The organism is Pedococcus sp. 2YAF34, from assembly GCF_052114585.1.
In the GTDB taxonomy this organism is placed as follows: Bacteria; Actinomycetota; Actinomycetes; order Actinomycetales; family Dermatophilaceae; genus Pedococcus.
The window spans coordinates 24,357-47,912 of record NZ_JBFRFA010000029.1; the positions used below are offsets into that span (position 1 = coordinate 24,357).

The following is a 23,556-nucleotide window of genomic DNA, read 5'->3' on the forward strand; positions in this document are numbered from 1 at the left end:
ACGCTACCCGGGCGCGGCTCTCGTCGCCCCCGGAGCGCCGGCGGTCGCTGGCCCCGGAGTGCGGCCGGTCGCTGGCTCGGAGGGCTGAGCGGTTGCCGGCCCGGAGGGCTGAGCGGCTGCCGGCGCCGAGGGCCGGGCGGTCGGGAGGGCGACCTGCAACGGTGTGACCTCCCCGCGGAGCACGAGGTGGCCCCGACCGGGGCGTGCACCACGGTCCACGGGGACACGTGTGCCGAGCACCTCGCCCTGGGCGGCGGACGCGGCGCCGAGGAGCACGCCGGTGCGGTGGCGGGCGACCTCGACCACCACGCCGCGGTACATCGCCGACAGGGCTGCCGCGTCAGCACCCACGACCACCAACCCCTCGTCGCGGTCGACCAGGAGGAGGACCTCCCGCAGCACCTGTTCGACGGGGTGGTCGAGCAGCTCGTCGCCGGCGTCGACGACCACTGCGAGGCAGGGGTTGCGGCGACGGGCCACGACGAGGGCCTCGGGGTCCGCCCCGCACCAGGCGATGCGGTCGTCCTGGCGCAGGACGTCGAGGGGCCCCGGCCGCGGCGAGACGACGGCCACCGTGTGCTGCTGGCGCAGCAGCTCCTGGGCCAGGTGGAGAAGCGTCGTGGACACTCCCGCGCCCCGCGCACCGGCGACCAGCCAGCGCCGTCCGTCCGTCCCGGGCCGCAGGCTCAGGGTCTGCCCCTCGTCCCCTCCGGCGCCCACCGCGAGTGCCCCCGCAGGTGTGCCGGTGCGGTCCAGGTCGTCCGCGCCGAGGCGGTCGGGGAGGGCGTCGACCCGCCACGGGAGGCGTCCCCCGGCACGTGTCGTGCGCTGGGGCTCGACGGTCGGGGGAAGTGCGAGCTGGACCTCCGCGCGGTCGTGCAGCCGCCCCCGGCCGGGCGGGATGGCCGCGCTGGTCATGGACTCCGGCACACCGGCGACGGCTGCGTCGCCACGATCGGTGAGTCGCAGTACCACGCGGTGAGCGGCTGCTGCCGCTCCGCGTCCGACGAGCAGGGACCGGTCGCCGGAGAGGAGCGCGGTCAGGCCCAGGCCGTCGCCCTCCCTCAGCACCGCGAGGAGCCGGTCGGCCAAGGTGCCCAGCGCCGGCACGCCTCCGCTGATCCCGGCTGCGTCGGTGTGGTGGACGAGCAGGTCCCAGTCGTCGACGAGCACGACCAGCGGCGGTGGTGCGTCGTCTGCGTCGTCTGCGTCCCACCAGTGCTGCATGGAGCTGTAACCCTGTGACTGCAAGGCTTCTCGACGGCGCGCGACCTCAGCGGCAAGCCGGTCGACGAGACGGCCGAGCCTTGCACTGTCGGTCCAGTCGACGTGCGCGCCCAGCTGCGGAAAGGTGGTGAGGGGCGACAGGCTGCCGCCGCTCACGGCATACAGGTGCAGCTCGGTAGGGCCACGTCGCGCGGCGAGGGCCTGCGCGGCCGTGAGCAGGGCGTTGGTGCGGCCGCTGCCGGCCGAGCCGACAAAGGCCCAGTGACCCGGCCGTCGGAGGTCGAGGTCGAGATGCTCCTGCGACTGGGTGTCGGGACGGTCGACAAGACCCAGCGGTACCCGGTAGCCGCGGTGTGGCGTCCCCGCCTGCACGTCGCGCGGCCTCTCCGGCCCCGCCCCGAGGAGCTCGGCGTGGTCGAGGTGGGTGGGCAACGGCGGCAACCACGCCGCGGGCGGGGGCGACGCGAGCAGCAGGTCGCTGGCGCCCCGTACGGCTGCGACGACGGCCGCGAGCTCTGTCGGTGCCTCGTCCGTACCCGCGCACGGCCAGGGCGGTGAGGCCGCGCCGAGTCCGAGCGGACGGACCCGGGGTCCGGCCAGGGTCTGCCGCGTCACCGGTCGTCCGACGTGCGCCGCCTGGAAGCGGACGAGGCCGCCGCCGCCCACGCGGGCGAAGGCGCGCCCCGGGAGGGACTGGTCGAGGGACGCCGCATCGGGGGCGTCGATGACGTCCTCGGAGTCGGCCCGGTCCCGCACCCGGAGGGCGATGCGCAGGTTGACGTTGGCCTTGATGTCGGCGGTCACGACGCCGGCCGGGCGCTGGGTTGCGAGGACGAGGTGGATGCCGAGGGAGCGGCCGAGGGCAGCGAGCCGGACGAGCCCGTCGACGAAGGCCGGCAGCTCCTCGGCAAGGGCCCGGAACTCGTCGATGACCACCACGAGCCTCGCGAGCGGTGTCCGACGGCCGGCTTCGCTGCCCTGGTAGGCGACGAAGTCGCTCGCGCCCGCCGCTGCCAGCAGGCGCTCGCGCCGGGTGAGCTCGGCGGTGAGCGACCTCAGTGCGCGGTCGGCGAGGGAGCCGTCGAGGTCGGTGACGACACCCGCCACGTGCGGCAGGTCGGCGCACTCGCGGAACGCGGCCCCGCCCTTGTAGTCGACCAGCACCAGGGACAGGTGCTCGGGGCGGTGGTGGAGCGCGAGGCTGGCGACGAGGGTCCGCAGCAGCTCGGACTTGCCCGCGCCGGTGGTGCCGGCCACGAGGACGTGCGGCCCGTCGGTCGCGAGGTCGACCCGTAGCGGCTCGCCGCCGCTGACGCCCAAGGGGACGTCGGTACGGTGCGGCGTGCGCTGCCACCGGGCTGCGAGCACGCTCGGGTCGACGTGCCCCTCCTGCGCTCCGGACGTGGCGGGCGTGAGGTCGCAGAGGGGGAGCAGCCCGGCGGAGGTCGGGAGGGCCAGGGCCGCTGCCACAGGGCTGGCGTCGCGCAACCCGGCGAGCGAGCGGCTCAGCCTGTCGCTCCACCAGGCGCCCACGCCGTCGAGGACGAGGTCCTGGTGTCGGTGTCCGTCGAGGTCCAGCAGCGGTGGCTCTCCACCACCGACCGCTAACACCGCCCGGGCCTCCGCTGGCAGGTGGGTGCCGTCGCGGTCGAGGGCCAGGGTCACCACGCCGACGGCCGGACCATCCGCGAGGATCGTCCCCAGCTCCTGGTTGCCCCGGAACCGGGCGGCGCCGTCGACCACCAGCAGGACGCGCGAACCGGACCACGGTCCCGTCCGGCCTGGGCTCGTCGCCAGCTGCGCCCGGCGGGTCCGCACGATGTCCGCCAACGTCGCGAAGCACACCGCGGCGGTGTCCTGTGATCCTGGCGTGGCCGGCGCCGTACCGGTCGCCGCCGGACGTACGCCGCCGTCGGCGGTGCGGAGGTGGGGGAGCCGCAGCAGCCATCCCCACCGCTCGGAGGCGTCGGCGTCGGAGGTCACCACTGCCAGCTCGAGGTCGTGGGGTGAAGCCAGCGTCACGAGCCGGCCCACGACCTGCCGGGCCACCGGCGATCGTGACGCGACGTCGCCGCACACCCCGAGCACGCCGACCGCGTCCAGGGGGACCGTGCAGGGTGCATCGTGCAGCGTGGGGTGCTCGGGGCCGTCCTCCCCGGGAGGCCGCATGACGCGCACCCGGGCCGGCCGCGTGCACCGGCCGATGGCCACGGTGAGCAGGTCGGCGTCGGCGGCGCAGCGCTCCCACAACCGGTCGCCGGGGCCGGAGGCGAGCGCCAGCAGTGCTGCGGGGTCGGGGTGGGACCGCGTGGCGGCGCGCACCTCGGTGGCGCAGGCATCGTCGACGCGCCCCTGTGCCTCCCGCAGCAAGGTGGCGTGGTTCGCCAGCTCTGCCTCGTGGGTCCGTCGCGCGCCCCAGCGGTCGCTCAGTGCGCTCCCGACCATGATGACCGGACCCATGAGGGCGAACGCCAGCATCGTCGGGCCGAGGAACACCGCCATCACGCCCGCCACCGGTATCGGCAGCAGCACCGCCACCCACGGCACCCGGAGAGGGCGGGGAGGTGATGGCGGGGTCGGCAGGGCGAGGGCAGGCGCGGCCTGGTCGTCGCGGACCCGTGGCCGGCGGTTGACGGCGCGGGTGCCGTCAGCCCTTCTCACGGTTGCCGCGGGGATGCTCGGTCGCACCCCGAGCACGAGGCTGCTCGCGCCCACGGCCAGCGTCGATCCGGCAGTGAAGGTGACGGCTACCTCGCCGAGCCGACGGCCGTCGAGGAGCGACCCGTTCGTCGAGCCGAGGTCCCGTACGGTGACGCCGTCGGGCCCCACCTCGATCTCCGCGTGCAACCGGGACAACCCCCCGTCGTCGAGCCGCAGGTGGGCGGCGGGGGAGCGGCCGACGAGGTGTCGCCCGACCGGCAGCTCGCGCACGTGACCCGCGTCCGGCCCGTGGGTCACGGCGACGGTGACCGGTGTCCGCGGACGGCTGCTCGACGTGCTGGCGGCGGCCAGGCTCGGGTCGTCGGCGGTGGTCAGCACGAGCGCGGCACCGTCGACCAGCGGTGGCAGACCGACGACCGCCTCGTCGTCCACGACCGTCCCGGAGACCGCCAGGACTCGGTCGACGTGTGGGTCCTCGGGTGCCGCGAGGGCGCGCACCAGCTCGCGGGTCGTGCACCCCTCGGGGGCCTGCACCTCGACCTCGTGCACTCCGTTGGTGTCGCCGTCCGTGGACCACGGCGGCGCGCCGGCCCGGTAGGCCACGGTGAGGTGCAGTCGCATGCCGCGACGGTAGGGAGCGGGGCCGACGCCGCGGCCCGGTTTTCCACCCCTGTGGATCACGGCGGGCGCGGTGTGGTGATTCGCCCTAGTATGCGCTGACATCCGAGTTCGGGGACGACGGCCCAGCGCCGTCGGAGCTCAGTGGCACAGGGGGAAGGGACGATGACGGACGCGGTCATGACCGTGGAGTCCGAGGTGCGGGAGCTGATCAGGCGGTCAGGTCTCGACCCGGTCCGCGACGTGCGCCAGCTCGACCGGCTCGTGCGTGACGCGGTGGCGGACTACGACGAGCGGTCGCTGCACGGCGGGCTGCCGACGCTGCCCGACATCGAGGACGCGGTGAAGTCGGTCGTCGACGCGGTCGCAGGCTTCGGGCCGTTGCAGCAGTACTTCGACGACCCCGAGGTCGAGGAGATCTGGATCAACGAGCCGACCAAGGTGTTCATCGCCCGCGGTGGCGTCGCCGAGCTGACGACGACGTTCCTCACCGCCGACGGGGTGCGAGACCTGGTGGAGCGGATGCTCAAGACCAGCGGGCGCCGGGTCGACCTCTCCAGCCCGTTCGTCGACGCGGTGCTGCCCGACGGCTCCCGCCTGCACGTCGTCATCCCCGACATCACGCGCGCGCACTGGAACGTCAACATCCGCAAGTTCGTCGTGCGCGCCTCGCACCTCGACGACCTCGTGGGGCTGGGCACCCTCACACAGCAGGCGGCCGCCTTCCTCGGGGCTGCGGTCGCGTCCGGCCTCAACATCCTCGTGGCCGGCGGCACCCAGGCCGGCAAGACCACCCTTCTCAACTGCCTCAGCTCGGCGATCCCTGCGCGTGAGCGCGTCGTCACCTGCGAGGAGGTCTTCGAGCTAGCCACCCCTCGATAACCACATACTCTTCGCCGACACAGGCTTCGTGACGGGCCCATGGCCCCGGCTGGTCAAGTTGACTTGACCTTTCATTTGTTCCGGGCAGGCGGGGAGAGTCCACCTCCGCACTAGCGGGGTAGGCCTGCTGAAACCCCGGCTGGGGTGTGCCGGGGGCTCATAGATTGTGAACAGGCATGGGTCAATGTAACTTGACCCCATGCCGCGAGATGTGCTGCAGCGACTCCAGAATCGGGTGGAGTCTGCCCGGCGACGCGTGGGGGACTCTCACCCGAACGTCGGCAGCCCAGCGGCACTAAACCTGCGCGAGCTCCGCAAGCTCCGCCAAGTCATCGAGGAAATGATCGACGAGGAGACAATCCGCGGAAGGGCTGACGGTGAGGCATGGGCCAGGCTGGGCAACAGCAAGCAGCAGGCTCAGCAGCGACACCGAGCTGCAGTGGCCCGCCGAGACGGGAAGTGGATTCGTCCCCACAGGTCAAGAGTGGTTGCCAGGGATTCTGATGGCACCGGGGCGGAGACCGCTGAGGTGCACCTTTAAGGCTTGGGCACCACGGGCGGATCGCTGACCTTCGCCGCCGCGTACGAGGAACGGAGGGCGGCGTCCCAGTGCTCGGCAGCTTCGGCGTAAACCACAACGAAGCCCTTCAGCGCGGACGCCGAACCGGCCCCGTTTGGCTGCCTGCTCACCTGACGAGCTAGAGGAGGTGCTGAGGAATCAGCAGAAGACCGCCGGCGTCCCCCAAGGCAAAGGCCATTGTCGAGGCGGCCAAGTGACCTAGCACAGGACGTGTCACCGGACGAGCACCGACGTGCGTACACCGGGGTTCCCGGCCTCGGCGGTGTCACGTGGGAGTACTTCTCGATGCTGTTAGGCCGCCCGGGTCTCAAGGCAGACACCTGGATCATCCGGTGGGTCTCGGAGGCCGTCGGTGCCGATAGGCAGTTAAGCAGTAACGACGCCGACGCCTTTGCTCAAGCGAGCGGCGGTCGAGCTGGGCATAGTCGCTGGCACGCGGCATCGTCCCAATCTGACCCAGTTGGACCACGCCGTTTGGACGGATGCGCGACGCTCTCTCGCATAGTGCCCAAACCGCCCAGGTCGCCGTGCCTTCAGGCTACGCTCAGCGCGCTATCGAGCAACGATGTGGAGAGTATGGGATGCGCGGGTTGCGCTTGGTCTTGACGCTGTTGGTTGTCGCCGGACTCGCAGGTTGTGGTGGGGGAGAGAAGGACCGGAGCATGCCCGATGTCACGGGCAAGCGGCTTGATGTTGCCAAGAGCGACGTAAAGCGCGCGGGCTTTCAGGACGACGTCGAAGTCCTTGGAGGAGGCGTCTTCGGCGTAGTGAACGAGTCCAGCTGGGAGGTGTGCGAGCAGACCCCGGCGCCTGGCGAGCCCCTCACGGCGGCCCCCCGACTCACCGTTGGACGGGAGTGCAAGAAGGATGGCGCCAAGCAGACTAAGACCCCTTCTGCGTCACCCTCTGACAAACCGTCATCGCAACCGGAGGCGGGGGACTCTGCGACCGCCAAAGCCGTGCCGACCCTGACGGTAAAGAACAACCCCGAGCTTGCGAAGCTGCTCCGCTCACCGCAAGACGACGAACTGGCAACAGCCTTCGCCGCGAAATACGCCGACAGAACCATCGAGTTCGACGGCAACCTGGGAGCGATGCAGCACCACGGCAACCAAAAGACGCGATACGACATGTTGATCCTGGCGGGGGACTTCAGCGAGGACTCCGCGATCGGGCCGAACTTCAGGTTTGTAGATATCTCCCCGGTCCTCGATCTGCACCCCACGGCCAAGAACGTTCCCGACAGCATCTCCGTGGGAGACAACCTCCACGTCGTGGCTAGAGTCGGTGAGTTCAACGAACAGGCCGGCACCTGGGAACTTGAGCCCATCCACGTGGACTCTCGCTGAGACGCTGTTATGTACGACGTCGCCAGCCCCCTTGACCGAAAGGTTCGTCATGTCCCGCAGGCGCTACGGCCCGCTCAACTTCGCCTTCGACGTCGTCCTGTGCGTCCTCACCGGCGGATTCTGGCTCATTTGGATCTTCGTTCGAGAGATGCGCAATCGCTAAGGGGCACACCGCTCATGCGCCATGCGCCGGTGGGCCTCGTCCCGTTCAGCGCGCTGGTCAGTAGACGCCTCCTCGCCTCGCGGACCGGCGCTCCACAGTCAGCGCGCCCTTGCTCGCTCATGCAGGCGTACTTGGGTCCGTTGTCACTTCCCGCCGACGCCAACGCACCCGCGCGCCGACTACCAGGTCGAAAAAATCGCTCAACCGACGCGGCTGGGCGCCACGCGAACGGGCTACCCTCGACGGTCAAGAGCGGTTGACTCCGAGGAGCGCGTTCCTCCTAGAGGGAGGAACGAATTGACAATAGATGGATAACCCTGGGACTCGCTTACGCCAGGGTCCGCCGCACGAGCAGGCCTAGGAGAGCACCCGTGTCGCAAGCGAAGCAGCAAGATCCGCAGCAGGTGATGCGACTGATCGACACCGTCAGGTCGATCGGCCGAGAGAACGGGCTGGATCTCCTGCTCAGTTTGACCTACCTCCGCGGCATGTCATTCAGAGCCGAGTCGGAATTGGAGGGCTGGCGCAGGACGGTGGATGACCTCCTGTCCCATGGACGACCGGACGAGTGGCTCGACCGCTACTTGATGGATGCGACCAACGGGTTGTGGCAGCCTGGTGGGCACCGGTCAATCACCTCAGACTCAGGCAAGGCGCTACACCTCACTCTCGATGCGCTCACGCAGGTGTCGTCGCCCCGGGCTGCGCAACAGCTCTTCGAGGGCCTGCTCGAGAAATGGTCATCCGCCACCAGCCGTGCCACCGCCGAGCATGAGACTCCCGCAGAGGTCGCAGACCTCATGGCACGTTGCGTCGACTCACGCGGACTCGTAGGCGACCTAGCATGTGGAGTAGGCAACGCGCTGCTCGCCGCCAACACCGCCGGGGCCAGCGGGCTGCGAGGCACGGACGTCAATGCTTCGGCCGCGGCGCGGACGTTCATGCGTCTAGATCTCGCCCGTGTCGGGGACTTCCGCATCGCGGTTGCTAATGGACTTCAGTTGGGGGCGCGAGACCTTGATGCCGTAGTACTGCACCCGCCGTTCGGTGTCAGGCTCACCCCCGAGCAACAACACGGCTTGTATGGGCTGCCCCTTGGACCCCCTAGCGGCGGTGCAAGCGACGCCGCATGGCTCCAAGTCGCGTTGTCCCACCTGGCCATCGGTGGCCGCGCGGCAGTGCTAACCCCTGTCGGCACGCTCTTCCGGGGCGGCTACGACCTACGGGTGCGCGAAGGGCTGCTGGCCGCCAACTCCGTCGAGGCAGTGATTCTCCTGCCCGACGCGCTGCTTACGGCAACCAAGATTCCCAGCTGTATATGGCTGTTGCGCGCCCGACTCCAAGATCCGGATCCGAAGGTGCTATTTGTCGATGCAGCTCCCCTTGCTCAGCGTCACAAGGGCAGGACACGGCTGCTGCCAGAGGCGCTGGAGCGGGTTGCGAACATCGTCCGCACCTTTCGCGACACCGGGTCCTGCAACGAAGAGCCTTACCTGGCGCGAGCCGCGCGGGTGGCTGATCTCTTCCAGGACGACGCCGCACTCTCGCCACGGCGGCACCTGCAGCCTGCGCCGAAGACGGTGGCTGCTCGGCCCAAGCCACCACAACGTCTGCTGTCGGAGTTGCGTGTAGAGAATTTCAAGTCCTTTGGAAGCCCTGAACAGCGCATCCCACTGGGGCCCATCACGCTGATCTACGGACCCAACTCAGCAGGCAAGTCGAGCTTGATGCAAAGCCTGCTCCTGCTCAAGCAGTCGTTGCCCTCATCCACTCTGGTCACTCAGGGCAAGTGGGCTGACGCGGGCAGCTTCACGGGTGCTCTGCACCGACATGAAGCCTCCCGGATCATGTCCTTGGGTGTGACGTTCGGGATTCTGGACGACTGGCACCTCGGTGCCGAACTACCCGACCCCGGTCTGTTGCGGTCGGTCGACCTCTTCTTTCAGGGCAACGGACTCGGTCAACCGCAACGCAGTGAGATCCGATACCGGATAGGGCCTTGTGACCTCACGTTCGAACGCGACGCCACCGAGTCTGGTGAGGAGCGCTTGAACGCAACCTCCGAGGACTTAGATCGAGTGTTCGAAGCGATCGCCAGCGGCGCGTTTCTCTACCCGTTCAAGGACGACCCCAACTCGGGCGAGGAACGTCCTGTTCAGGGAGGCCGTCACCAAAGAGCGCAGCAGGTCGCCGCCGCGGGCCGACTGGCCAGACAATTGCGCAAGCTCAACCTCGACCCGCTGGGCTTCGCGGCGGACGGAATCCTGGTAGGGATACCGGACCTTTCGATTCTGGAACAACATGCCGAAGACGGCCGGGGTACGGCCACCCTTCGGCGGAACTTGCGCCAGACCGGTGGCGCGCTTCAAGCCATCAACAGCGAGCTCAGTAGGCTTCTTAGGGATCTGCGCTACCTGGGGCCGCTGCGGGAGGCCCCAGGACGCTTTCACAATCGAAGTTCAGCTGGCGACTCTGAGAACGACGGCAGCGGTCTCGCGATGTACCTGTTCGACAACTCCTCGGAGGTGGAACGGGTAAACGCGTGGCTAGCCCGAATGGGCATCCCTTACACGCTCCGTATCGTCCCTGTGAACGCCTTGGGCGCGGAGCATGCCGTTGGCGACCTGGTCGCTATCGTCCTCACGGATGCGCGTTCTGGCATTGATGTGAGCCCAGCCGATGTCGGGTTCGGGGTCAGTCAGGTCCTTCCCATCGTCGTGCAAGCGTTGGCCAATGAGAGCGCCGTCGTCTGCGTAGAACAGCCAGAGATCCATTTGCACCCCGCCTTGCAGGCGGAGTTTGCCGACCTCCTCGTGGAGTCAACCCATCCAGAAGGGCGCGCGAATCAGTTCTTGGTGGAGACCCACAGTGAGCACCTCCTGCTGCGCTTGCAAAGGCGCATCCGGGAAGGTGTCCTGGATGCCGATCGCCTGAAGGTTCTTTACGTCGACCAGCCTGAGGGCGCCCCGTCCGCGCGGTGCTCGGAACTGAGGCTGGACTCGCGGGGCGAGTTCATCGACACCTGGCCGCAGGGCTTCTTTGAAGAGCGCCTGGAGGAGATCTTCGGAGAGTCGCCGTGATTGCCCGCATCGCCCTCAGCCCTGGAAGCTTGAACGACCTCTCTGTCGGGGAAGATATCGAGGCCACAGAGGCTCTACACGAACTGCTCCTTAAGGCCATGCAGTCACATGGAGCGCTCGTGCTCGGTACTGGCGCGGACGGCACTGCTTTGCTCGACCAGATCCGTTCGCAACCGCCGGCGGTACGCAAGCGCTGGGAGGTGGTCATGTCGACCTTGGCCAGCTCCCGACGACTGGTGCGGCGGCAACCACCGTGCGAGGTGCCGCTGTATGAGATCGCAGAGCTTGCCCAGATGCGCCAACTGTGGACCGACCAGGCAGACGTGATTGTGGTGGACGGAAACCGGGCTCAGCAGTACGGCATAGCCGAGCCACCCAACCGACTGTCAGACCGTCCGTCGGCCCTCGAGTTGGCCACCGGTCGGGCGGCGCGGCGGAGCGAAACGATTGAAAATTTCCAAGCGCTCGCGGAGCGCGCTAACCACGAACAAGGCGCAGCGAGGGAACAGTTCTGGCGCGAGGTGCTGGAACCGATGGCTCGCCTCTCCAACGAGGTAGTGGTACTTGACCGGTACCTCTTCCGCCAGCTGGTACAGCAAGACACCGGACGACGCCCGGCTCAGCCTGAGCACGTGCAATGGCTGGCAGAGAAACTAGACGCCACCATGCTGCCTGGGTCACGCGTTGTCTTGCTCGCCGATGATGAGGCGCCTGCCGACCGCTCTCGAATGGCACCACCTCGCCAAGTGAGTGCCGGCGAGCTCGCTGACACTCTGCGCCGGGCGGGAGGCAACCGCCCGTGGCGCCGATTGGAGCAGGTCAAAATAGTCGTGGGACCGTGGAGGCAAAGGGGTTCTCTGTTACCGCACGATCGACACATTCGGTTCAATATCAATGCCGCCATCTCTATTCCTCAAGGCTTCTCCAGACTCAGCGCTCCAGTAATTGAAGACGAGGACGGCCTGAACTGGCATTACCGCCACGGCGCCAGCGCGGTCTCGCCGCTGGTGGCCGCGGAGAGGCGTGTACAAGACCCCGGTCACCGCGGCTTCAGCGAATGCTGCATCCGTTAGCGCCCTCCCTCACCCCAGAGTCGCTCGTGGAGCCTGGGGGTCGGTTGCCCACCGAGCCAAGCACGATCGGTCGTCGACAGACTGCCCGCCTCGGCCGCGTGGCGTTTCGGCCACTGTCGTAGGACCTTGACAGACTGCCCTGACGTGCCCAAGCAAGAGGATGTGTTGCACCCGTGTCGCAGATGACCAAGGAAGCCGAGCGCTCCGAGCTTCACAAGACGATCTGGAAGATCGCGAACGACCTACGCGGGAGTGTCGACGGCTGGGACTTCAAGAGTTACGTGCTGGGAATCCTGTTCTACCGGTTCATCTCTGAGAACCTGACTGGCTACCTCAACGAGGCCGAGCGCAGTGCCGGGAACCCCGACTTCGACTATCGCCATCTCTCCAGCGCGGAGGCAGAGTTCGGCCGTGAGGAGACGATCAAGGAGAAGGGTTTTTACATCCTTCCCCAAGACCTCTTCGCAAACGTCCGCGCCAAGGCGCGGCACGACGCGAACCTCAACGAGACCCTGTCGAGGGCTTTCGGAAACATAGAGGGATCCGCGATCGGCACCGAGTCGGAGGATGACATCAAGGGTCTCTTCGACGACCTCGATGTCAACAGCTCCAAGCTCGGTCCCACCGTCGCTAAGCGCAACGAGAAGCTCGTAAGACTGCTCGACGCGATCGGTGACCTGAATCTCGGGAATGGTGGTTTCAGCGAGAACACCATCGACGCCTTCGGTGACGCGTACGAGTACCTCATGGGAATGTACGCCTCCAGCGCCGGCAAGTCGGGCGGTGAGTACTACACGCCTCAGGAGGTCTCGGAACTCCTCGCCCGGATCACCGTTGTCGGCAAGACCGAAGTCAACAAGGTCTATGACCCTGCCTGCGGCTCCGGCTCCCTGCTGCTTAAGTTCGCGAAGGTGCTTCCTGGTGGGGTCCGGCAGGGGTTCTTCGGTCAGGAGATCAACCTCACCACCTACAACCTGTGCCGGATCAACATGTTCCTGCACGACGTGAACTTCGAGCACTTCGACATCGCCCACGGCGACACGCTGATCGACCCCGCCCACTGGGACGACGAGCCCTTCGAGGCGATCGTCTCCAACCCGCCCTACTCCACCAGGTGGGAGGGCGACGCGAACCCGCTGCTGATCAACGATCCGCGGTACGCCCCGGCCGGCATCCTGGCGCCGAAGAGCAAGGCCGACCTCGCCTTCACGATGCACATGCTGTCGTGGCTCGCAGTGAACGGCACTGCGGCAATCGTCGAGTTCCCTGGCGTGCTCTATCGCGGCGGCGCCGAGCAGACGATTCGCAAGTACCTCATCGATAACAATTTCGTCGACACCGTCATCCAGCTGCCGCCGGACCTGTTCTTCGGTACGACGATCGCAACCTGCATCATCGTGTTGAAGAAATCGAAGGCCGACAACAAGACGCTGTTCATCGACGCGTCCGCCGAGTTCGTCCGTCAGGGCAATAAGAACAACTTCACTGTCGACCACCAGCAGAAGGTCCTCGACGCTTTCACCGCTCGCGAGGACATCACGCACTTCGCGACGCTCGTCGACAACGCCGACATCGCGGCCAACAAATACAACATCGCAGTTAGCTCGTACGTCGAAGCAGAGGACACCCGCGTCGCTGTCGACATCAAGGAGCTCAACGCCGAGATCGCCGGGATTGTCGCCCGGCAAGCCAAGCTGCGCGCCGAGATCGACGCCATCGTCGCGGACTTGGAAGGGAGGATGTGATGCAGGCCAACCCGGCGAAACTGCTGGACGCGCTGGGCATCGGTGGACGCCAGTTCGTGGTGCCGATCTACCAGCGGGTGTACTCGTGGCGCCCCTCCGACGTACGGCGGCTATGGGAGGACGTCCTCCGGGCCGGCACGAGCAGCGCGATGGCTAATCACTTCACCGGCTCGATCGTCTACATCGGCAAGGGTCAGGGCACCCGGACATCGACCGAGCCGGATCTACTGATCGATGGCCAGCAGCGAGTCACCACAGTCAGCCTCCTCTTGCTTGCGCTCGCCGAGCACTTGGAAACCCTTCCCGAAGACAAGCGCGAACCGGCCGACGGATTCACGTCCCAGGAGATCCGCGCGAACTACCTCACCAATCCGCTGAAGGAGGGCGAGCGGTTCTTCAAACTCGTGCTTTCGAAGGCTGACAACGAGACCATGAAAGCCCTGATCAAGGGTACTCCGCTGGCCCCCGGGCGTTCGCGCATCCGCGACACCTACGAGTTCTTCGCCGACAGACTCAAGGATCCCGCTGTCGGCCTGGAGGACGTCTGCACTGGCCTAACCAAGCTCGAGGTGGTGGACATCGAGCTGGCACGAGGAGTTGACGACCCGCAGCTGGTCTTTGAGTCAATGAACGCCACCGGCAAGCCGCTCGAGCAGAACGACCTCGTTCGGAATTACGTCCTTATGGACTTGGAACAGGAAGCTCAACGACAGCTCTACGAGGCGTACTGGCGGCCAATGGAGGAGTTGTTCACGGGTGATGACGAATGGTGGTTCGGCGAGTTCGTCCGGAGCTACCTCACGCTGAAGACTGGGGCAGTCCCACGACTCGGGGACATCTACGAGGCATTCAAGTCGTACACGCGATCCCTTGATTCGGACTGGCGAGCAAGCGAAGCGGCCGAGCTGCGCGAACACGCAATGTGGTTCGCTCACATGGTCCTGGGAACCGAGCCAAACGCCCAGCTCCGGCGCCTGTTTGGAGAGCTACGGCAGCTCCAGGACACCATCTTCTACCCCCTTGGCCTGCGGCTCTACTCCGAGTATCAGAAGGGCGAAGGCGCACTGTCACGCGTCGACTTCATCTCGATCTTGCAGGCGGTGAGGACATACCTACTGCGGCGCAGCATCTGCCGCATCCCGACCAACGTGCTCAACAAAACCTTCGCGGCACTGGCGGTCGTCACAAGCGACGCACCGATCACGGACGAGGTCATCGGACGGCTGCTCGCGTACGGCGGCAGTCAGGAATTTCCCTCCGATGAGCAATTCGCCGAGGCACTCCGCACTGGCAACCTCTACAACCTCGGCCGCAAAAGTTACTTCCTCCATGAGATGGAGAACCATCTCGAGACGGGGAGCGGACTGAAGCGCCGGAAGGAGGAAGTCCAGACGCAGGGTTTCACCGTCGAGCACATCATGCCCCAGAACGAGAACCTGTCGCCGTGGTGGAGGAGCGCGCTAGGCGAGAACTGGCGCGACGACCACCAGCGACTGCTGCATACGCTGGGCAACCTGACGCTCACCGGATACAACCCGGAGTACTCCGACAGGGACTTCCCGGACAAGCGCGACATGGACGGCGGCTTCAAGATGAGCCCTCTGTTGCTGAATCAGGGCCTCGGGAAGCTTGACTCGTGGAACGCCGTGTTGATCGAGGAGCGAGCGGAAAGGCTGGCGGCGAAGGCGGTGCAGCTGTGGCCGCGACCGCAGTTGCCCGAGGAAGTGGTCGACGCGTACCGCACCCAAGTCTCGGTCGGTCGGGGCTTCGACTGGAGCCTGCTCCACCAGATCCTCGACGTCCTCCCGGCCGGACGTTGGACCGGGTACTACTACCTGGCCGAGATCGTCGGCACGGCGTCGCAGCCGCTCGCCAACCACGTGTCGAAGTGCACCGAGTGCAAGCATGCCTACCGGGTGATGACTTATGACGGCCGCATCGCCGAGGGATTCAAGTGGGGCGCGGACTCAGAGCATGCCGGGAAGGACCCGGTCAACGTCCTTACCGAGGAGGGACTCCAGTTCATCGACGGCAAGGCCGATCCTGCCCAAAAGATGCAGACCGACGAACTGCTGGCGCTCGTTGCTGAGCCGATCGAATGAGCAGGATCGACGAGCTGGTCGCCGAGCTCTGCCCAGCGGGAGTGCCGTGCAAGGAACTTGGCGAGGTCGGCACGTTCGTGCGCGGCAGTGGCCTCCAGAAGAAGGACTTCGTAGACGACGGGTTCCCGTGCATCCACTACGGACAGATCTACACCTTCTACGGCACGTCGACCTGCGTCACGAAGTCCTTCATCTCACCTGAGTTGGCCGCTCGACTGAAGCAGGCCGAGACTGGCGATCTCGTCATAACTACGACCAGCGAGAACATTGAGGATGTCTGTACGGCGGTCGCCTGGCTCGGGGACGGCCCGATCGCCATCGGCGGGCACTCGTGCGTCTTCAAGCACACGCTGGACCCGATCTACGCGGCCTACTACTTCCAGACCGAGCAGTTCGAGGTGCAGAAGCGAAAGTTCGTCACGGGCACCAAGGTCAAGGACATTAAGATCTCTGACATTGCTCGGGTGAAAATCCCCGTGCCCCCGCTGGCGATCCAGCGCGAAATCGTTCGCATTTTGCAGCACTTCACAGAACTGGACGCGATCCTCTCCGCTGAGCGCGAGATTCGTAGGGCGCAGCGAATGGAACTCGCCAGAAGACTGATTGTGACCGCCGGCCATGGGACCACTTCCCGCTCCGGAGTTGAACGCGTTCGTCTTGGTGACATCGCAACGCAGTCCGTTGAACCCCTCCGAGTTAAGCCCGACCTCACCTACACCAATCTCGGTGTGAGGTGGTACGGCGAAGGAGCGTTCGCTCGCGCCCCCAGGGTGGGCAGTTCAATAAAGGGCACCACCCTGTACAGAGTGAAGCCCGGCCAATTGATTTACAACCGCATGTTCGTAACCGAAGGTTCCTTCGCCTTGATCTCCGATGACCTGAGCGGCGGAGTTGTTTCGAACGAGTTCCCCGTTTACGACCTCGATCGGTCGCGCGTTCTTCCGCAGTGGTTGATGCTTTATCTGTTGGACGAATACTCGTTGAAGCGAATCGAGGCCGAGACCACTGGCACGGAGCGCGGCACGATGAAAAGTCGGCGACGTTGGAAGGAACAGCAGTTCGAGGCTTTCGAGATCGATCTTCCGCCAATGGAGGTGCAGCGGAGGGCAGCCCGCGCCCTGGGTGCCGTGAGAAGTCTCGAGGCTGTCATCCGCGAAGAGCAGGCCGCGCGCCAGACGCAGTACCAGTACTACTGCGACAGGCTGCTGACCTTCGAGGAGCTGACTGCGTGAATTTCGACGAACTGGGCGAGCCGGGAACGGCGGCGCACTTCGAGACGATCTTGGTAAGCGATGAGAGCACCGTCGTTGCAGAGTACGTGCCAGCGGCGACCGGCCCTCCGGCGAAGGCTTCCTATCAGTCCGAGGCCGAGCTAGAGGCTGTACTCATCAAGCAGCTCCAGGGGCAGGCTTACGAGCGGCTCCCGATCACCAGCAACGAAGCGCTCCTCGCGAACCTGCGCAAGCAGCTCGAAGCTCTGAACAAGATCGAGTTCACCGACGCGGAGTGGAAGCGGTTCTTCGAGGTCATCGCAGGCGCGAACGAGGGCATCGTCGAGAAGACCGCCCGGATCCAGGAGGACCATGTCCAGGTCCTCAAACGAGACGACGGCACGAGCAAGAACATCTACCTGATCGACAAGCTGAACATCCACAACAACCGCCTTCAGGTGATCAACCAGTACGAGGTCGCAGGCGCCTACAAGAACCGCTACGACGTGACGATCTTGGTCAACGGACTGCCCATGGTGCACATCGAGCTCAAGCGCCGCGGTGTCGACATCCGCGAGGCGTTCAACCAGATCAACCGCTACCAGCGCGACAGCTTCTGGGCCGACTCGGGCCTGTTCAACTACGTCCAACTCTTCGTCATCAGCAACGGCACACTCACGAAGTACTACTCGAACACCACGGCCGCGTCCGCCCACGCGGAACTGAGCGGCGCCCGGCCGGCGAAGCGTCGCACCTCCAACTCGTTCGAGTTCACCTCGTGGTGGGCCGACGCGTCGAACAAGCCCATCACCAGACTGACCGACTTTACGACCACCTTCTTCGCCAAGCACACGCTGCTGAACGTGCTGACGAAGTACTGCGTCTTCGACGTCGACCGCAAGCTCCTGGTGATGCGGCCATACCAGATCGTCGCCGTGGAGAGGATCCTCCAGCGGATCGAGACGTACACCAACTACAAGAAGACAGGCACGGTCGCGGCCGGGGGCTACATCTGGCACACGACTGGCTCGGGCAAGACGCTGACCAGCTTCAAGGCAGCCCAGCTCGCCTCGAAGCTGACGCACGTCGAGAAGGTCGTCTTCGTGGTCGACCGCAAAGACCTCGACTACCAGACCATGCGGGAGTACAACCGCTTCGAGAAGGACTCGGTCAACGGCTCGAAGAACACCGCAGAGCTAAAGCGCCAGCTGGAGAAGCCGTCCGCGCGCATCGTGGTCACCACGATCCAGAAGCTCGCCCGGTTCATCGCGAGCAACAAGGGCCACGAGATCTACGGCGGACACATGGTGCTGATCTTCGACGAGTGCCACCGCAGCCAGTTCGGTGACATGCACACCGCCATCACCAACGCGTTCAAAGACTTCCACCTGTTCGGCTTCACCGGGACGCCGATCTTCGCGGAGAACGCGGGCACGTCGGGCAACCTGGATCTACGCACCACTGAGCAGGCATTCGGGGACCGGTTGCACACGTACACGATCGTCGACGCGATCAACGACCAGAACGTCTTGCCCTTCCGCGTCGACTACGTCAACACGATCAAGGTGCCAGACGGTCTCACAGACAAACAGGTCGCCGCGATCGACACCGAGCGAGCGCTACTCGCACCCCAGCGGCTCAGCCAGGTCGTGGCTTACATCCGGGAGCACTTCGACCAGAAGACCAGGCGCAATTCGACGTACGCATTGGGGGAAAGGCGCGTCGCCGGGTTCAACTCGATTTTCGCCACCGCATCGATCACTGCTGCGAAGCTCTACTACGAGGAGTTCCGCAAGCAACAGGCTGACCTACCGGCGGCACAGCGGCTCAAGGTCGGCCTCATCTACAGCTTCGCGGCAAACGAGGACGAGGGCGACGGCATCCTGGGTGAGGAGGACTTCGAGACCGGAGCCCTCGACGTCAATTCGCGCGACTTCCTCGAGTCGGCAATCAAGGACTACAACAGCGCTTTCGGAACGTCGTTCGACACCTCGGCCGACAAGTTCCAGAACTACTACAAGGACCTCTCGCTCCGGCTCAAGAACCGGGAGCTAGACATGGTGATCGTCGTCAACATGTTCCTCACCGGGTTCGACGCGACCACGCTGAACACGCTCTGGGTCGATAAGAACCTGCGTTCCCACGGCCTGATCCAGGCCTACTCGCGGACCAATCGCATCCTCAACTCGGCCAAGACCTACGGCACGATCGTCTCCTTCCGCGATCTGGAGAAGGTGACCAACGACGCCCTCGCGCTGTTCGGCAACAAGGACGCGCGCGGCGTCGTCATCCTCAAGCCCTATGCCGACTACTACGGGGAGTACGAAAAGCAGGTCGCTGAGCTGCTTCAACGATTTCCCCTCGACGACGCGCCGTACGTCGGTGAGGCGAACCAGAAGGCCTTCATCGCGCTCTTCGGTGCGATCCTGCGGCTTCGCAACATCCTCACCTCCTTCGATGACTTCGCTGGGCATGAGCGGATCAGCCCACGGGAGTTCCAGGACTTCCAGAGCGTCTACCTGAACCTGTACGCCGAGTGGCGCGGAGCCGAAGACGCCGAGAAGGAGTCGATCAACGACGACGTCGTCTTCGAGATTGAGCTCATCAAGCAGGTCGAGGTCAACGTCGACTACATCCTCACCCTCATCCAGGCATTCCGAGACTCGATCGGCAACTCCGACCGGGAGATGGACGCGCTCAGGACGATCCAGCGCGCGGTCGACTCCAGTCCTAGTCTGCGTAATAAGAAAGACCTGATCCTTCAGTTCGTCGACTCGGTCTCGGTCGCCGGCGACACCGCCGCGGACTGGAGGATCTTCGTCGCCGCCAAGCGCGACGCCGAGCTCGACGCCCTCATCGCCGAGGAGTCGCTGAAGGCCGACGAGACCAAGACCTTCGTCGCCAACGCCTTTCGCGACGGCGCCGTGCCGACGACTGGCACCGCGATCACCCGGATCATTCCGCCTGCTTCACGCTTTTCTCCCGGCGGTGACCATGGCACCAAGAAGCAACGGGTACTCGACAAGCTCACGGAGTTCTTCACTCGCTACTTCGGGGCCGGGTGACATCCATGCGTCACCGCGCTCGACTGCCGTACGCGAAGCGCCTGCCATGCTCTGCAGTGATTTCCGCACACCAGCCGGCCGACAACTCTGCGGAGCATCACCCGTGACCGACACCCCCAACGACCGGGATGAACACGGCTGGCTCATCACTTGGCACGTCCTGGACGAGTCACTGCCTGACGGCTTCCCGATTCCAACCTTGCACAAGAGGAGTCGTGGTGACTACAGCCACGTGGGGGCGGGCGGCTGGAGCGGCTACATGCCCCCCGAGGACTCCGCTGTTCAACCGGACATGGACTGGACCGAGGCCCACAGAATCCTCGTCCTTGCCGGATTTACAAAGAAGTGGGGCCGGTTCCTCGAACCGAACCAGACTTACGACATCGTGTGGCCGCCACGGGCATACCTAACTACGGATGGGTATGTCGCGCAGGGTCATCCCGGCGGATGCCTCGACCACGGCTGTGAGGACTGTGAGGACTGCGATGAGTTCGAGTGGATCCCTGGCGAGGCCACACCTGCCGAGTGGAGCTGGTCGGTCCAGATCGAGACATATGAGTGGGACGGTAACTCAGGGTCGCTCGAGGACAGTGAGTGGTTCCAGTTCCTCACGACGCATATGGACCCACGGGTCGTTGATTACGACATGTAGCTAGTTCTCCGGGCACCCCATGAGGCACGAGCGCGTCGGGGCAGCGGTTGACCCATCCAGGCGGTCGAACTTCCAATCCTGCCGTTAGATCGACGTTAGAGCGCGGGGCGTCGTTGCACGTAGAAGGGACAGCATCGGATACCGGGTCCGATACCAGCCGCAAGCAACTCTCGCTGCAAGTCGCCGGTCCTCGGGCCTGGAAGCGTGTGCCACGGGGCGCGACTCGACGTTTGGCGTGCCCGGGCGCTGGGCATGAGGGGGTTGTTGCGACCCGGGGCGCGGGTCGGTTATCCCCCCCCGGATCGATCCCCCCGGGTCGTGACCAAACTCTGTGTGGCGTGGTAGCTACTGAGTCCATTGATCGGATCAGGCGCTGGGCTGAAAGCGCTGAGATCTGGCAAGTTGGGCGTGGTGCTAGCGCTTTCGCGCTACAACGAGGTCATGACGTCACAGCGCCAAGCAGCCCAGCTACGCTGGGACACCGTCGTCCGGGTTCTCGGCGTCAGCGGCGTCGTCGTGTTGGTGGCATGTGCTGGGCCTGCAGACAACACAACCGCAATCCGCGCCAGTTCCTCGGTACCCGCCACCTCCTCGGCGGCTGCCGCGTCTGCAGCCGCACAATCGAAGAATTGGCGCATCACGGCGACGTCGACGATGAGGAGCGCGACGCCATCACCAGCGCGAGTGCTTCACTCCACTCCCTCGACGAGGTCCACTGCAAGGTCGTCGGAAGACCAAGGCAGCCTCAAGAACCCGCCCAGCAGTTCCAGCGCGTATGCCAGACGGACAGGAGCCACCCGGGCAGCCGCGTCGACATCGCCAACGCCGCGTTCGACGCCGATGCCGCGGCCTACCTCGTCGCCCAGACCGTCACCATCACCATCACCCTCAGCAAGCGGTTATACAGTTGCCGACTGCCAGGGCTCGGTAGTCGCCTACGCGCATGTCAGTTACTCGAGAGGCCAGGTGACGCTCTCTGGGAGCGTTGTCAACGACACCGGCATTCCCGTACACGTCACCGGGGTCCCGACAGTGGACGTCTGGTCCTCCGACGGTGGACATGTCCGTCTGTTCGGAGACTTCGCGAACCCGCCTCAGGAGTTTGGAGACGGAGACATATTCGCTGACCTCGGGCCAGGCGCGTCGGTCTCATTCCATAGCCTCGCACAGCCCCTTCCGAGCGTGGGGCGCGCTGACGCGATGTGGCGACCCATTACTGCGATTGATGACCAGAAGCTCATGCAGCTTTGCAGCACCCGTGATGTGCCGAACTTGGTCATCCTTCGGTGAGGCCTGGACGCGCAACGCCCGGAGGTGGACGACGCCACGCTGAGGAGTTGCCGTGACGCACGCAAAGTCACGCCGACGACAACGACGTGATGGCCCCGTCCCGCCGCCCTGACCTGAGTTGCCGAATCGCCTGCGAGGTGGGTGAGGTTGGCGACACCCCCTCAATGAGCCCGCAGCGCCCTGAGTCATCAGACAACCGCATGCGGAGCACCGCCTGACCGTCGGTAAGGCGGGCTCAGCCGATGCTGATGGATACCTCGTCGGCGACCCCGTTGAAGAAGTGGGTGTCGTTGGGCTTGCCGCCGAGGGTCACGTCAACGGTATTCGCGATGTTGCCCACCGTGCGGTTCAGGTAGGCCCCGGACACCCCGTCCGAGTGGTGGGGGCCTTCCGGTTGCTCATCTCCGGTGCGGCGTCGGCGGGATGTCACGTACGCATATGGGTGGAAGTGCGCTCTCGATGCTCGGGCATACCGTGGGGGCGTCGCGCAGCGGGCGACGCTGCCCCCCTCGGCCGTCCCCGCTGCGCGACGGCCGAAGCGACGCTGGGGACTCACGATCCTCCAGGGGAACGTCGACCACGGTCGCAGTCGCGCCCCCACCCAACGGCCTCCAGGTGGGGGCGCTCTCGTTGTGACCTCACGCTCGCGCATTTCGGGAGCCGGACTTACGCTGCAAGGGCGGTCGCCCCCCGCTCAACCTGCGCTGTTGAAGTCTCCGAGGGGCGACCTGCCAGTCTCGTACCCCTCGTGGGCTGGGGCATTCATGCTGAGGAGCCTCTTCTGTGGAGGGCCCGCTCCTATCCAACTCGCCCACGCGCGGAGTACCTTGTCTGCATTCGACCTCGAGGCTGACCTCACGCAGGGTAACGCCGCCTCCCGACCGTCCGGGGGCTGGTGGACGTCAGGTCGAATGGAAGCGCCCCAGCACCGACGGCGACTGTGCGGGGCGCTTCCTCACAGCAGAAGGCGGCACGACGGGCGCCAAGCGTGCGGCCCACGAGTTGAGCTACACATCCTGACGCCCGCCGCTTTGCCACGATCAGGGGCTCGCGGCGCCTCTGGGGCGCGGCGCCCTTCCCGCCAATCACCCGCAATTGAGCCTGAGCCCGTCGGGGTGTCACCGCTAGGGACCTCTTGCCCTATCGCCGCCTGCCGAGGTTGTCAATCTCGGGGAACTCGTTGACGTCCCGCTGAGGACTGCTTGGTCCAGTCAGGGCGCTGCACTGGTGGTTGGCGTCCTGCGGGCACCGGAGTGCAGCTTGAAGGCGTCGGTCTCGTCGACGCCCCGGCCTTGTGGCGGGCTCAGGGCTCTTGTGGGTCGTGGCACAGCGAAGCCCCCGACAGGGGGTCGGGGGTTGCTGCGTCCGCGGGTGCTGGCTGTGTCAGCCGACAGCGGGAGCAGGAGCGGCTACGCGGCCGGCTCCGAGGCGGACCTCCTCCTCGACCGGCACGGTGCGACGGTGCCAGATCCCGAGGAAGCCGAGCAGGAACATCAGGCCCGAGCCGACGAAGGCCGCGACGGCGCCCCACCAGGCGATGACGCCCATGGTGCCGAAGGCGTAGGCGTTCAGGAGCAGGCCCCGCAGGGTGTTGCCCATGAACAGGGTCTGGCGCAGCTGGCCGAGCTCGGCGACGGTGGCGGGGTCGGCCGTCTTGTCCTGCGACATCGCCATGAACTCGCCGCTGACCTCTTCGTAGGTCTTGCCGGCGCTGGCCTTGTTCATGTGGACCAGGATGTAGTGGTCGGCGTAGGCCTTGGCCTGGGCGCCGGTGGTCAGCTCCTGGCCGGCGTACTGCGACAGGTAGGGCTTGATCGCCGGGTCCTCGATCGCCTTGCCGGACGGCATCGTGATCTTC

11 protein-coding genes and 1 pseudogene are annotated in these 23,556 nt (G+C 65.8%); 9 read left to right on the forward strand and 3 right to left on the reverse strand.

Going from position 1 to position 23,556, the window contains the following annotated elements:
- Nucleotides 1-3: 3 nt before the first annotated feature.
- On the reverse strand, nt 4-4,509 hold the full coding sequence (locus AB4Z02_RS14370; RefSeq protein ID WP_441971736.1) for an FtsK/SpoIIIE domain-containing protein: 4,506 nt from the start codon (nt 4,507-4,509) through the stop codon (nt 4-6).
- A 162-nt stretch (nt 4,510-4,671) separates the two neighbouring features.
- Between AB4Z02_RS14370 and AB4Z02_RS14375 the strand changes: the two are divergent.
- The 9 genes and pseudogenes from AB4Z02_RS14375 to AB4Z02_RS14415 form a co-directional block, all read left to right on the forward strand.
- Nucleotides 4,672-5,382 (forward strand): annotated as a pseudogene (locus AB4Z02_RS14375) (CpaF family protein); the annotation flags it as partial.
- Between the two features lie 1,248 nt (nt 5,383-6,630).
- Complete coding sequence (locus AB4Z02_RS14380) at nt 6,631-7,317, forward strand: DUF4839 domain-containing protein (protein WP_441971738.1); 687 nt, start codon at nt 6,631-6,633, stop codon at nt 7,315-7,317.
- A 534-nt stretch (nt 7,318-7,851) separates the two neighbouring features.
- On the forward strand, nt 7,852-10,560 hold the full coding sequence (locus AB4Z02_RS14385) for an N-6 DNA methylase (protein WP_441971740.1): 2,709 nt from the start codon (nt 7,852-7,854) through the stop codon (nt 10,558-10,560).
- Nucleotides 10,557-11,633: a hypothetical protein gene (locus AB4Z02_RS14390; RefSeq protein ID WP_441971742.1), complete on the forward strand. Its 1,077-nt coding sequence runs from the start codon at nt 10,557-10,559 to the stop codon at nt 11,631-11,633. The genes AB4Z02_RS14385 and AB4Z02_RS14390 overlap by 4 nt, the downstream gene beginning before the upstream one ends.
- 173 nt (nt 11,634-11,806) lie before the next feature.
- Nucleotides 11,807-13,378, forward strand: a complete 1,572-nt coding sequence (locus AB4Z02_RS14395; protein WP_441971744.1) for a type I restriction-modification system subunit M — start codon at nt 11,807-11,809, stop codon at nt 13,376-13,378.
- Entirely contained in the window at nt 13,378-15,480 is a 2,103-nt protein-coding gene (locus AB4Z02_RS14400) for a DUF262 domain-containing protein (protein ID WP_441971746.1), read from the forward strand. The genes AB4Z02_RS14395 and AB4Z02_RS14400 overlap by 1 nt, the downstream gene beginning before the upstream one ends.
- Nucleotides 15,477-16,712: a restriction endonuclease subunit S gene (locus tag AB4Z02_RS14405; protein ID WP_441971748.1), complete on the forward strand. Its 1,236-nt coding sequence runs from the start codon at nt 15,477-15,479 to the stop codon at nt 16,710-16,712. Before AB4Z02_RS14400 ends, AB4Z02_RS14405 begins: the two co-directional genes overlap by 4 nt.
- Nucleotides 16,709-19,756, forward strand: a complete 3,048-nt coding sequence (locus AB4Z02_RS14410) for a type I restriction endonuclease subunit R (RefSeq protein ID WP_441971750.1) — start codon at nt 16,709-16,711, stop codon at nt 19,754-19,756. The genes AB4Z02_RS14405 and AB4Z02_RS14410 overlap by 4 nt, the downstream gene beginning before the upstream one ends.
- A gap of 103 nt (nt 19,757-19,859) precedes the next feature.
- Nucleotides 19,860-20,408, forward strand: coding sequence for a hypothetical protein (locus AB4Z02_RS14415; protein ID WP_441971752.1), 549 nt, complete (start codon nt 19,860-19,862; stop codon nt 20,406-20,408).
- 1,525 nt (nt 20,409-21,933) lie between these two features.
- Here the strand turns inward: AB4Z02_RS14415 and AB4Z02_RS14420 are convergent.
- The gene (locus AB4Z02_RS14420; protein ID WP_441971754.1) at nt 21,934-22,065 is read right to left on the reverse strand and encodes a hypothetical protein; all 132 of its coding nucleotides are present in this window, start codon (nt 22,063-22,065) and stop codon (nt 21,934-21,936) included.
- Nucleotides 22,066-23,081: 1,016 nt separating this feature from the next.
- On the reverse strand, nt 23,082-23,556 hold a 475-nt coding region (locus AB4Z02_RS14425; protein ID WP_441971756.1), incomplete at its 5' end, for a hypothetical protein.

Excerpts from the sequence above, each read along its gene's own strand:
- AB4Z02_RS14405 (WP_441971748.1), top strand. The coding sequence starts at position 15,477 with ATGAGCAGGATCGACGAGCTGGTCGCCGAGCTCTGCCCAGCGGGAGTG.
- AB4Z02_RS14400 (WP_441971746.1), top strand. The coding sequence starts at position 13,378 with ATGCAGGCCAACCCGGCGAAACTGCTGGACGCGCTGGGCATCGGTGGA.
- AB4Z02_RS14370 (WP_441971736.1), bottom strand. The coding sequence starts at position 4,509 with ATGCGACTGCACCTCACCGTGGCCTACCGGGCCGGCGCGCCGCCGTGG.
- AB4Z02_RS14380 (WP_441971738.1), top strand. The coding sequence starts at position 6,631 with ATGCCCGATGTCACGGGCAAGCGGCTTGATGTTGCCAAGAGCGACGTA.